Origin of the sequence: Aliiruegeria lutimaris (assembly GCF_900099935.1) — a bacterium.
Lineage (GTDB): Bacteria > Pseudomonadota > Alphaproteobacteria > Rhodobacterales > Rhodobacteraceae > Tropicimonas > Tropicimonas lutimaris.
Genome location: NZ_FNEK01000106.1, coordinates 1 through 12,307 on the forward strand (window position 1 = coordinate 1; position 12,307 = coordinate 12,307).

General features: G+C 60.4%; 7 protein-coding genes and 4 pseudogenes. 6 read left to right on the forward strand and 5 right to left on the reverse strand.

The genetic code is table 11. The annotated features are described in order from the left end of the window. From BLR85_RS25935 to BLR85_RS25945, 3 genes and pseudogenes are all read right to left on the reverse strand, one after another. Window positions 1–352 (reverse strand): annotated as a pseudogene (locus tag BLR85_RS25935) (transposase); the annotation flags it as partial. Window positions 353–466: 114 nt separating this feature from the next. Then, window positions 467–2,497: a CocE/NonD family hydrolase gene (locus BLR85_RS25940; RefSeq protein ID WP_093164288.1), complete on the reverse strand. Its 2,031-nt coding sequence runs from the start codon at window positions 2,495–2,497 to the stop codon at window positions 467–469. Continuing rightward, a complete protein-coding gene (locus BLR85_RS25945) occupies window positions 2,494–3,798 on the reverse strand; it encodes an ATP-grasp domain-containing protein (protein ID WP_093164290.1) in 1,305 nt (434 codons plus the stop codon). The genes BLR85_RS25940 and BLR85_RS25945 overlap by 4 nt, the downstream gene beginning before the upstream one ends. Window positions 3,799–4,107: 309 nt before the next feature. Between BLR85_RS25945 and ftsH the strand changes: the two genes are divergently transcribed. From ftsH to BLR85_RS25970, 5 genes and pseudogenes are all read left to right on the forward strand, one after another. Beyond that, window positions 4,108–6,060 carry an ATP-dependent zinc metalloprotease FtsH gene (gene ftsH, locus BLR85_RS25950; RefSeq protein ID WP_093164292.1) on the forward strand — a complete coding sequence of 651 codons (1,953 nt, stop codon included), beginning with the start codon at window positions 4,108–4,110 and terminating at the stop codon, window positions 6,058–6,060. Window positions 6,061–6,081: 21 nt separating this feature from the next. Further along, window positions 6,082–6,264: a hypothetical protein gene (locus BLR85_RS25955; protein WP_093164295.1), complete on the forward strand. Its 183-nt coding sequence runs from the start codon at window positions 6,082–6,084 to the stop codon at window positions 6,262–6,264. Window positions 6,265–6,350: 86 nt separating this feature from the next. Next, window positions 6,351–7,553, forward strand: a complete 1,203-nt coding sequence (locus BLR85_RS25960) for a pyridoxal phosphate-dependent aminotransferase (RefSeq protein ID WP_093164297.1) — start codon at window positions 6,351–6,353, stop codon at window positions 7,551–7,553. An 11-nt stretch (window positions 7,554–7,564) separates the two neighbouring features. Beyond that, a complete protein-coding gene (locus tag BLR85_RS25965) occupies window positions 7,565–9,127 on the forward strand; it encodes a bifunctional aminoglycoside phosphotransferase/ATP-binding protein (RefSeq protein ID WP_093164299.1) in 1,563 nt (520 codons plus the stop codon). A 193-nt stretch (window positions 9,128–9,320) separates the two neighbouring features. Then, window positions 9,321–9,527: pseudogene (locus BLR85_RS25970) on the forward strand (sugar ABC transporter ATP-binding protein); the annotation flags it as partial. A 151-nt stretch (window positions 9,528–9,678) separates the two neighbouring features. On the opposite strand, the pseudogene BLR85_RS25975 reads toward BLR85_RS25970, so the two are convergent. Both BLR85_RS25975 and istA read right to left on the reverse strand, forming a co-directional pair. Then, a pseudogene (locus tag BLR85_RS25975) lies at window positions 9,679–10,139 on the reverse strand (ATP-binding protein). After that, window positions 10,136–11,566: pseudogene (gene istA / locus BLR85_RS25980) on the reverse strand (IS21 family transposase); the annotation flags it as partial. The pseudogenes istA and BLR85_RS25975, both read right to left, overlap by 4 nt. Before the next feature lie 478 nt (window positions 11,567–12,044). Between istA and BLR85_RS25985 the strand changes: the two are divergent. Beyond that, the coding region (locus tag BLR85_RS25985) for a helix-turn-helix domain-containing protein (protein WP_139188559.1) at window positions 12,045–12,307 on the forward strand (263 nt) is incomplete at its 3' end.

The window sequence follows — 12,307 nt, forward strand, 5'->3', positions numbered from 1 at the left end:
CAAGGGATCTTGCGCTGCGTGGAGCGATGCTGCCCAAGGATACGGCAAGCCCGGCGCTCAGATACGCCAAGGCTTTGCCGCACATGATCAATGCATCGACGGCGGCGAGAAGGGCTCAGAAGTTTCCCCGTGCAGCCTCGGCCAGAACCATCTTGTCCAGCGTCAGATCAGATACCGCGCGCCTGAGCCGCTGGTTCTCCGTTTCCAACTGCTTCAGGCGCTTCAGTTGATCCCGGCTCATGCCGCCATACTCCTTGCGCCATCGGTAGTAGGTCTGCTGCGTCACGCCAATCTGGCGAACGGCATCGGCAACCGAGCTGCCCTGACCTTGCAGCACTTCAACCTGCCGCAGCTTTCAAATATCCCGCGCTGCTGTGCTTATCAGCATTCTTTAAAGAACCGAACAGCGGTGCCATCGACCTTGCAGGCACTGTTTAATGTTCGATGCCGCTAACTCGCCACAGTCTTAAATCAAATCTCGCGGAATTCGGACATTCCAGTTCCGGCTCCGAACCCGTACATCGTTTTCGAAGGCGTCGAGTTCGGCGGTAATGTGAAATTCCGCAAGGTTGGAGCGCAGTACCGTCCGCGTCTCCGTTCGCACGTCCCAGCTACCACGTGTCAGGCGTCGGCTGTGGTGCGTTTCTCCCCGTACGGAAGTAAAGTCGTCACCCGCCGAGCGGTACCGTTCGATTGCGCGCCGCTCGACCCGCAGGTCGATGTCTTCAAGGTGCACTATCCCATGGTCGTTGATCACTTCGAGCATCGAAGCGTCCGCCGCGAGGTCACGATGAACCAGCCAGTTGTGATGGCCCGACGCTATCAGTTCTTGCGGCGCAGGCGTGCTTCCCTCCGGATCGGGAAATGTGCGCAAACTGGCATCCCCTGAGCGCGGAGAACGGTCTGGCAAGAACAGCGCGCTTTTTCCTGTGTAGACCGTCAGGCGCACGGGTTCTGGAGATGGCCAAACCAGCGGCCAATAGGAGGTGGAGATAGCAAGCCGGATTCGGTGGCCAATCGGGAAGCACTGAGCGACATCGTTGAGTTGCACGCGAACCGTCTGATGCGTGTCCACCGGCACGGGCGTGGGATGTTGGCGTGAATCCCGATGGGTCAGGTTCAGCATGCCGTAAGTAATTCGTGTCGCCTTGTCGTCCGGCGCCACGTCCGACAGGCGCAGCGCGACCATGGCGACAGGACGATCGCTCGACAGTTCCAACTCGACGACGGGCGCACCAAGAATCTCGAAGGTTTCGGTGAGCGGATCGCTTTCGAAGACGAGGGCGCCGCCATCCTCTTGCCGTTGATCATGGGCAAGGTCGGCGCCGGCGCCGTAGGAACACCACTTCCCCGCAAAGAGACCGAGCGTCAGGGGAGACTGGATCGAAAGCGTCGCCTCTGGTACCGTGGAGCCCTCGGCCAAGAGCCGTCGGGGCGCAAGCGGCAAACGGCGCACGCCAACATTGGGAGAAGGCCATGTAGGCTCGGCGACCCAGCGTCCCGGACGGTGGGAGTAGTGTGTGGTCGGTGGAACGCTGTCCTGCATCCAGACTCTCAGCATTGGCTCGTCGTCCAGACCTGTGTCCTGTCCCTTCAGCCAGCAATCCCACCACCGAAGGCATTCTTGCAAGAACCCGATGGCCGGACCAGGGGTGGCAATGTGCGGATATTTGTGACTCCACGGACCGACGAGGCCCTTCCGTGGGCAAGACAGGTTCGCGAGCAGTCGGAACACGGCATTGGAGTACCCGTCCGCCCAGCCACTTACGGCCATGACAGGGCACTGAACCGCGGCGTAATCCTCTGCAATCGACCCATGGCGCCAGTATTCATCCCGGCGCTGATGGCGCAGCCAAGTTTCGAGCCAGAGCCCGCTTCCATCGAGGCGCTCATGCCACATTTCGCGCCAACGGTCGCCGACGATCTCGGGATCGGGAGGCAGAGAATTATAGGCGAACATGACCGATGCCCAGGAAAGATTATCGCCGAGCAGGCAGCCGCCCATGTGGTGGATGTCGTCCGCATAACGGTCGTCGGTCGAGCACAGGCTGATGACCCCGGCCAGCGCGGGCGGCCGCATGGCGGCAATCTGCAGCCCGTTGAAACCGCCCCAAGAGATCCCGATCATGCCGACCTTGCCGGTGCACCACGGCTGTTGGGCGAGCCAGGCGATGACGTCGTAACCGTCATCGAGTTCTTGTTGAAGGTATTCGTCGGTAAGTACCCCGTCAGAGTCGCCACTGCCGCGCAGATCGACCCGCAGGCAGGCGTATCCATGACCGGCCACGTAGGGATGCATCATCGAGTCGCGATGGCGTGTGAAGTCACGCTTCCGGTAGGGGATGTATTCCAGAATGGCCGGCACCGGCTCCGTCTTTGCATCTTCCGGTAGCCAGAGACGGCCTGCAAGTCGGGCACCGTCGCGCATCGGGATCCAGACATTCTCGATAGCACGAACCTCGTGCGGGAACTCCGAACGTATTTTGAGCTCGGTCATGGCGCCCCTTTCTCGAAGGTCAGTCCAACCGCTTTCCAGAGCGCCGCGAATTCGCGTTTGAGGCCGCGTCGGGATTTTGCCCCCGTGAAGACGGCCGCCAGTTCGTAGCTGTACGGGTCACGATGGTTCATCTCTCCTAGGCGCATGCCCTCGCTCACGTACAACTGTATCTCGCTGCCGGGAAAGGCTCTCTCGATCTCCTTACGCCTGCTGTCACCCGGAACATTCCGCACTCGCCACTCGTCGTGGAAGCCGTAAAGGCGCGGCATGAACTTGGCGGCATAGCGGAAACGACCGTGCCTGGCCGGATAATCGGGCCGCTTTCCGAGTGCGACGTCCAGCATGACCTCATTGTGCGGCACACCCTCCACCTTGTCGAATATAGGGCTGTGGGACTTGGAGATACGGACGTTCACCTCAAGCAGCGAGATTGCATCACGAGCGCGATCATAGAAAAACTCCATGTTGAATGGCGTGTCGTCGAGACCCGCATGCTCGATGACCGCCTTTGCCGAAGCGATCATGCGCGCTTGGACTTTCCGTGGCAGCGATGATGGATATTCATAGCGCTCAAGGCTGGATCGGTTCGGCCCCCGGATGGAGTCCACGATACCGTAGATGTCGACATCTCCGTTGAACACGTAACCTTCCAGCGTACATTGCCGTCCGTTAGAGATGATGGTCTCGGCAATGCACCAAGCCCCTCCGATGGCACGAATCTTATCAGGCAGATCAGCATATCCCATGATCACATCCATAGGCTCAGAAAAGCGGTGGATGCCATCGCGCGTCTCGGCCAAGGCATTCTCCAGATCCTGCATGTCGGAGATACGGAAGCCAAGGATCGAGGAATGCGCCTTGATCGGCTTCAGCCAGAACGGAAAGTCGAGACCGACACTCTCGGCCGAACCGGGATCGAACGGATCGACCAATGCAAAGGTAGGCACCTCGTCGGGAACAACCTCCGCCTGCAGCAAACGGGCCCAGAACTTGTGCTCGCACCGTAGCACGCTTTCCAGGCTCGGCCCCCGCAGACCAAATTCCTTCCTCAGGATCGGCATCATAAGAACGGTTGGAAAATCCCAGAAGCCGACTACTGCGTCGATTGTGCCTAGAAAGTCCCGCAGGATGCCTCGGGCCTTGTTCAGGAGCGCCTCAAGATCGAAGCGTGTCGCGGCAGAGATCTCCTCGTAGCTCAAAAGTGGAAGAAAATCATACCTGTCAGCATGTCGAACTGCGCGAAGCATTTCGAGATTGAAAGACTCGAGCCCAACAACGAAGATATTTCTTCTGGCGAGCATGACCTGCTGAGTTTGACATGTATCCCCCAGAATGGCTTTGACAGTGGTCAAACTTCCGAACTGTTGTCAGGGCAATTGCATCGGCATCGTGTTTCAACCGTTGTCCTGCTGCCGATGTCTGCGCTAGCGGTTCTAACGCTTCCCACAAAAAGCCTCCGCCCTGACATGCTCTTTTGCTACCGGTCGTTCCCCGCAAGAAACGAAGGCCACTTCGTAGCACGTCAAAAAACATCCCAAGCATTGCGTTGATTTGGGTCAACGCCGGCGCCTCCTCAAAGTGCGAACATAGCGTGCTCGAAAGGCGAGGTCATGGCCAAGGACCCACAACAAAGTTCAGGTGGCCCCAACAAACCCGGTGGGGTGGCTACACTGGTACCGTTTGTGTTCGCGCTCGTCCTTTTGCTTCTTTTCTCCTTCCTGAATCCGGACGCCGCAAACCAGGATGTTTCATATAGCGAGATGAAACGGCTGATAGAGTCCGGAACGATCGCCGAGGCGGTTCTGGAGGAGAATAGCATCACCGTTACCGTTGCAGGTGATACTACCGGATCCGCCACCAAGTACCGCGCCGTGACACCGGTCCAGGGAGATCCACAGTTGCTTCCCCTTCTGGAGGATGCCGGCGTTGAAATCACGGCGAGACAGCCCGTTACGAATCCTCTGCTCGTGCTGTTCCTTCCCTGGATCCTGATCCTGCTGGTCTATTTCTGGTTGCAGCGGCGGATGTTCAGCCAGATCGGAGCGCTGAATGGACGTGACGTGGGGGGCATGTTCACGGGTCGGTTCTCGAAGCCGACCTTATCGCGGTCGGAGACCACCTTCGACGACGTCGCCGGCCAGAAACAGGCGAAGAAAGAAGTGGCGGAACTGGTGGAGTTCCTGCGCGAGCCGGAACGCTTCCAACGCGTGGGCGCACAAGTGCCGCGTGGCGTTTTGCTGGTGGGACCGCCCGGAACGGGGAAGACGCTTCTTGCGCGGGCTTTGGCCGGGGAAGCAAACGTACCTTTCTTCTCGACCTCAGCGTCGGAGTTCATCGAGGTTTTTGTCGGTGTCGGTGCCGGGCGGGTCCGGGCCATGTTCGAGGCCGCGCGGAAGGCCGCGCCAGCTGTTATTTTCATCGACGAACTTGACAGCATTGGCCGGACACGGGGAACCGGGCTCGGCGGTGGCCATGACGAGCGCGAGCAGACGCTCAACCAGATCCTCGCAGAACTGGACGGCTTCAGTGGGCGGGAAGCTGTTGTCGTGCTCGCCGCAACTAACCGTCCGGACGTTCTTGATCCGGCGCTACTGCGGCCGGGTCGGTTCGACCGGCACGTGACGCTGAACCTGCCGGACCGGGCCGCGCGTCGTGCCATTCTCGATATCCACGCGCGGAATATACCACTGGCCGACACCAGCGGCCTTGACGATGTCGCTGCGGGCACGCCGGGTTTTTCCGGGGCGGATCTCAAGAACCTCCTGAACGAGTCCGCCATCATGGCGGCGCGACGGCGGGCCGATGTCGTGACCTCGGCGGACCTAGAGGAAGCGCGCGACAAAATCATTCTCGGCACTGTCAGAACGCTCGCCATCCAGCCGAAGGAGCGCCATCGCCTCGCGGTTCACGAAGCCGGTCATACCGCAGTGGCGTTTTTCACCCCGGAGGCAGACTCGCTCTACAAGGTCACTATCATCCCCCGCGGACGTAGCCTTGGCGGCACCCATATGCTGGGCCGCGAGGAGCACCACACGCTTCCGGAGAACTACCTCCAGGCGCAGCTTGCGATCCTGTTGGCAGGCCGGGCGGCGGAACGGCATTTCCTCGGAACGGTGAGTTCGGGCGCCGATGACGACATCCGGCGGGCGACCGAACTCGCGCGCTCGATGGTGGCCCGTTGGGGTATGACCGAGGAACTCGGGCCGGTTGACCTTCGCGAGAGCGAGGATCACCCGTTTCTCGGCCAGTCGATTGCGCAGCCGCGCTCACATGCCGACGACACCGCCGCACGGGTCGACCTAGCCGTGATGAAACTTCTGAAAGAAGCGGAGGCGCGGGCTCTGGATATCCTTGTTTCGAACGAGGATGCGGTCGCCTTCCTGATCGGTGAGCTGGAGGCGCGCGAAGTTCTGGAGGCAGATGACATCCGGCTTTGCCTCGAAAGCTCGGGCAAGATTTGTCCCTTGGAGCGGCGTTTCGATCCGACGCGAACACCTCAAAAAAAGCGAGGGTCCGTTCGAAAGGTGAAGATCGGGCCAAAGGATGGCCCGGAACCGGAGTGATGACGACGAGGAGAGGAAGTTATGGAACAGTCAAAGATCCGGGAATATGCACGCAGCCTCTATGACGCCCATGGCGACAAGGCAGAGGCCGAAGCGGCACATCGCGCGGTGGAATGTGAAAAGGCAGGAGACGCAAGCGGCGCCGAGGATTGGCGGGCGATCCGTGCCGCCATCCGCGAAATTCGCGGCCCGCATGAAAGCTGATCTGGCAGGATGACAAAGCAGCCACGCTGAAAGGAACCATTCGTCGGGTAAGTAGGCGGATTTGCGTGAACGAACGGAGACACAGCATGGAAAGAACATCACATCTCCCAACCGGCTTGGTATCGGCGTCCTGCGCCGCCACCAAGATCTCGGCCATCAAGGAAATGTCGATCCTGAGTGCGCGGGTCTCCGGGGCTGCATCGCTTGCCTGGGGGCTGCCGTCCTTTCCGACACCCGCGCCAGTGCGGGAAGCGGTCGGCAAAGCTCTGAGCGAGGACCCGAAGATCGGAATGTACACATTGCCGGCAGGCCTCCCCGAGTTTCGGGAGGCGGTGGCGCGGGATCACTTGAGGCGGACGGGCGTTCCGGCCGACCCCGAACGACACATCGCTGCAACTGCCGGGAACATGGAGGGGATCAACACCCTGTTTCAGGTTCTGCTCGACCCGGGCGACGAGGTCGTCCTGACGGATCCCGGCTTTGTCTCCCACATCCAGCAGATCCGCTTCCACGGCGGGGTGCCGGTTTTCTGGCCGATGAACGAGGCCCGGGGATGGGAATTGGACACTGCGTCCCTCGACGGCCTGTTAGGACCAAGGACCAAGGCGATCCTTCTGGTGAACCCTTCCAACCCCACTGGGCGCGTGCTGTCCGAACAGACCTTGCGCAAGGTCGTGGCGATTGCGCGAGAAAGGGCCGTTCTGATCATTCTGGACGACCCGTATAGCGCCTTCGTTCACGATGATCCGGAGAGTTTCTTCAGTCTCGCCTCGGTCGGTGAAGTTGCCGATCTTCTGGCCTATTTCTTCACCTTCTCCAAAGTCCACGCGATGAGCGGGTGGCGCGTCGGCTACGCTGTGGTCCCGGAGAACCTGCGGGACGAGATGGTCAAGATCCACGACATGAACATGATCTGCACGCCCCGCATCTCGCAAGTTGCCGCGATCGCGGCGCTGGATGGCGACAAGGCGCATCTGGCAGAATTCCGGACGCGACTGAAGGCTAGACGGGATCTGATCTGCGAACGGCTCGACCGGCTGACGCATGTATTCTCCTTCGCCCGCCCCCAGGGCGCCTACTATGTGTTTCCCCGGATACTGGTTCCGACGCACTCGGACATTGTCTTCGCTCACGATCTGCTGCGGCAGGCTCGCGTGACCGTCACCCCTGGAAGCGCCTTCGGTCCATCCGGGGCTGGCCATGTTCGCATGGCCTATTGCGTGGGCGAGGACGTCATCAACCTGGCCTTCGACCGTATGGAACGCCATTTCGGCGTCGAGGAAGCCTGAAGGAGGCGCCCATGACTGTAAATGCCGACAACCAAGCCGCGGTCACCGCCTTCCTCGCCAACCCGGAAACCCATGGCAGCACCGAACCCGTAGAGGTGATAGAGACCCATATCTCGAAGGTGTTCCTTGCTGGCGATCGCGCCTTCAAGCTCAAGCGCGCCGTAGATCTTCCCTACGCGCATTTCGGAACACCGCAACTGCGCTTGGAGACCTGCGAGAAGGAGGTCGCGCTCAACGCACCGAACGCTCCGGGCATGTATCTCGGTGTGCGGACGATCACGATAAATGACATGGGCGAGCTCTCATTCGGCGGCAAAGGATCTCTGGTCGACTCCGTCGTTGAAATGGTGCGGTTCGATCAAGACGCCCTGTTCGACCCTATGGCCGTCGCGGGAAAGCTGACCGCACCGCTCCTGAGCGATCTCGCCCGATCAATAGCCCACATACACAAAGCGGCACCAGTGGTCCGTGCCAGTGGTGGGGCGGACAATATTGCAGGTGTGCTCGACATCAACCGAGCGGGATTCGCGACCAGCCACGTCTTTTCCGATGCCGAGGTCGATGCCTTCGACGCCGCGTTCCGCCATCGTCTGGAACGGCACGCGGAAACCCTCGACGCGCGGGAACGCTCCAGGTGGGTCCGCCGCTGCCACGGCGACCTTCATCTGCGCAACATCTGCATGTTCAAAGGTGAACCGACCCTGTTCGACTGCATCGATTTCAACGACCAGATCGCAACCGTGGACGTCCTTTACGATCTCGCCTTCCTGCTGATGGATCTGTGGCACCGGGGCTTTCGCGACTTCGCCAACCTCGTTGCCAACCGCTACTTCGATGCATCCGGTTCCAATTGGGGGTATGAAGTGCTTCCCTTCTTCATGGCAGTGCGGGCCGCTGTTCGGGCCCATGTAACCGCCACATTCGCGGAGCACGCGACGGAGGACCAGGAGCGCCAGCAAAGAATTGCACGCGAGTATTTCGAAATGGGCTGTGAGATCCTCAATGCCCGGCCCGCCGGGGTGCTGGCGATTTGCGGATTGTCCGGCAGTGGCAAGACAACCGTCGCCGCGGCATTGGCGCCGGAGTTCGGCGCGCCACCGGGCGCCCGGATCGTCAGTAGCGACCGCACCAGAAAGGCTACGCTCGGCTTTCCGGCGGAAAATGCGCTTCCCGAAGAGGCCTATCGGACGGAGGTCTCCGATGAGGTTTATCGCCAGGTTGCCGCAACCACGGCCAGCCTTGCCACCTCTGGAGCGAGCGCGATTGCCGAAGCGGTCTTTGACCGAGCCGAGCGCCGAAAGGCGTTGGAGATCGCCGTTGCCGAACAATCCTTTACTGGCATCTGGCTTTCGGCGAATCCCAATACGCTGAAACGGCGAGTTGAAGACCGACCGAAAGGGATCTCCGCTGCCGGCCTTCCCGTCCTCGATAAGCAATTGAAATATGATATCGGGCCGCAGGATTGGAACGAAATATCCAGCGAAGCGCCGTTGGCCGACATTGTTTCCTCGATTTTGGGATGTACTCGCGACAGCCTGGAAGGCGACATGTCCGTGAGAATCAATCACGAGTAATAACGCCGCATTCGGTTCGGCTGGCGCTATCAGGCCGCAGCGAGGCAGCCAACAGCGACCCTCCTTGGGACGCTTGCCATGAAAGAAATATGCGAAACGACCCGTGGAATGGCTTGCAGCGCGCCGCAATCGCTCGAAAATTTGAATGCGCTTTTCCAAGGCGCCGGTAACGCCCAGACTGGACGACTTTTGCGCCGCCGTTGACAAAATCGCCGTGGTTTTCATCGAACATAACGTGCGCCATGCTCTCGCTGTTGGCGACCGCTTCAGCGAGCTGAATCGTGGCCAGAGATTGGACAACATTCAGCGCGGCCAGATAAATCCCGAGTAACTTCAGGACATGATGGCTGGTGGTCAGGAGCTTGTCGCACCAAAGGATGCTCTTGGCGGTGCGATCTAAGGACGTGTGTCAACGGCGGAGCAAGATCCGGCCACGGGGCGGAGCAAAAGTCGGCCAGTCTGGGCGTGACTGGCGCCTTGGCAAACGTGCTCCCCATATAGCTGACGGTTGCCAAGGCGCCTTGGTCCGCAAGGACCAATCCGAGCGCGGTTCAGGAGTTCTGCTGGGCCCTGCTCTGAGCGAGGCGATAGCTGTCGCCGTTCATCTCCAGAATGCTGACATGGTGTGTCAGGCGGTCCAGCAAGGCGCCCGTCAGGCGCTCTGATCCGAAGGTTTCCGTCCACTCGTCGAATGGCAGGTTCGATGTAATCAGGATATCCATTCACAGCGCGCCAGCTCCAGGACCTGCATCTTATTGAGCGACGGGATCGCGGTGAAGTCGAAGCTGTCCAGGCTCTTGGTGGCCGGGAATTTTGCGGCCTTGATCCGGCGTTCAATCATCCGCCGTTCCCGGTCGATGAGTTCCAGTTCGATCAGACGGGCCAGAAACTGGACGTGGTCGCGGCCCTCGGCGGCGCAAAGCCGGGCCTGCTTGTCGTATTCCTGCAGGATGGTCGGCAGCTTGAGCTTCTTGAGCTGATGGTTCAACAGGATCTGCGGGGCTTCCGTCATGTCGCGCCACCGGTTGTCAGGCACATGTAGCTGGCCGGAGATGTCGTCTTCACCGTGGCCCGTGGCAGGTACGGGTAGACATCCAGATCGAGCCTCGGTGGCCGCCGTTCGATCCGGCACAGCACCAGGTGCTTCACCGCATCAAAGCTGATGGTGCCCATCTGGAGCGCTGTCTTCACCGCAGCATGGACCTCCTCCATCTCGAAGTTTTCCAGCAACCGCAGAACCTGAACATACTCGCGCCGCCCGGCTTTCAGCAGGCGTGCCTCCATCAGCTTCTGAAGGGTGCTGAACGCCTTGGGAAGTTCCCAACCCACCAACGGGGCGGCCTGCTCAAAAGCGTTTATCTTCTTCTCCAGCAACGGCAGGTAATGGATCGGATCGAAGATCATGTCTTCGCGCTCGTAGCTGCGGGCGTGTCGCGCAACGACCTCGCCGCCACATCCGATCACCACCCGGTCGACATAGGCGCGGATCCAGACATCTCGGTGCCCGTAGGCAACCGGCACGGAATAGTCGTTGGTCTTGTAGCGCACCAGCGACAGTGAACTGACCCGTCCGGATGCCTGGTCACAGGCCTCAAAAGGCGTGGCAGGCAGTGGCGCCATCGCCTCCAGATCCCGTTGGAGCCGTTCACCAATCGTCTCACTGTGCCCGCGCAGCTTGTCCGTCTGGCGTTTCTGGCATTGTTCTTCGAGCCAATCGTTGAAGGCATCCCAGGTCGGAAATCTCGGGATCGGCACCATGAAGTTGCGTCGGGAAAAACCGACCAAGCCTTCGACGGAACCCTTGTCATTGCCCTTTCCGGGTCGACCGTAGCGGTCCCGGATCACGTAGTGGGACAGCATCTCGCTGAACAGTCGCGCCCGCCTGCGGGTCCCGTCAGCCTCGATCTTTGCCACCAGACACCGGTCGTTATCGTACAGGATCGACAACGGCACAGCCCCGAAGAACCCAAAGGCGTGGACGTGACCATCCATCCAGGCGTCTGCTGTCGCCGCCGGATAGGCCCGGATGTAGCAGGCATCGCTGTGCGGCAGATCCAGGGCAAAGAAATGGGCCTTCTGTTCGACGCCACCAATCACCAAGACCGCCTCACCGAAGTCGGCCTGGGCATGGCCCGGTGCATGCGAAAGCGGCACAAACACCTCGCGATGTCGCCGACCGTGCTCCCTCACATAGTCCTTGATGATGGTGTAACCGCCCTCGAAGCCATGCTCGTCACGCAGCCGTTTGAAAACCCGTTTGGCCGTATGCTGCTGCTTGCGCGGTCGCTCCCGATCCTCCGATAGCCACTGATCGATGATCCCGGTGAACCCATCCAGTGTGGGCCGCCGGATCGGTGCTGATCGCCGATAGCCAGGGGGGATCGAAAACGCCAAAATCTTCCGAACGCTGTCACGAGATATCCCGAAATACCGGGCCGCTTCGGGGGCCCCTCGTCGTCGTTCACTTCGGTTTGCCCCAACGTCTGCTGTGGGGCGACGCGCTGGCCCGATGCCATGGCCACACTTGCGAAGCGAGGTGGTCCGTCAACGTCTCCTTTGGGCAGTTCGCTGCCGTCGGCCTCGTCGAAGGCGCACCGGCACTACCGCTGATGCCTTAAGGGCAAGTTTGCCGACCTAGCGGCCGTTCGCTGCGATGGAGAAATAGGAGACGACGCCTTCGCGGCATCGGTCAAGAAGGGCGGACAGCCGCCATTCGCTGAGGATGTGTGTTCTTCGTGGCACGAAACATGAAAGCGGACATAAGGTTTTTTCGAAGCTTGGCGTCGGCCTGTGAGACCGCCGGGTGAGTTTCATCCCGAAGCTCTCGGCTAGAGCGTGTCGCGGCCTATCTGATTCAGGCTTCCCAGATTGGTTGTGATGTGATTCCCTTCTGTTGAGGCAGATATAGGGGTCTCAGATGTGCAAACCACATCCAATAGAGCTACGCGAGCGCGTCGTCGCTTTTGTCGATGAAGGTCACGGGCACCGCGAGGCGGCGCGGCACTTCCGGGTTTCGCCGAGATTTGTGAACGATCTGATCAAGCTGCGGCGGGAAACCGGATCACTGACACCACGACCGCAAGGTAACGGAGGTGGTCACCGCAAACTGGCCGGCGTGACCGGCTGGATTGAGGCGCGCATCGCCGACAAGGGAGAGATCACACTCGGCGAATTGGCAGC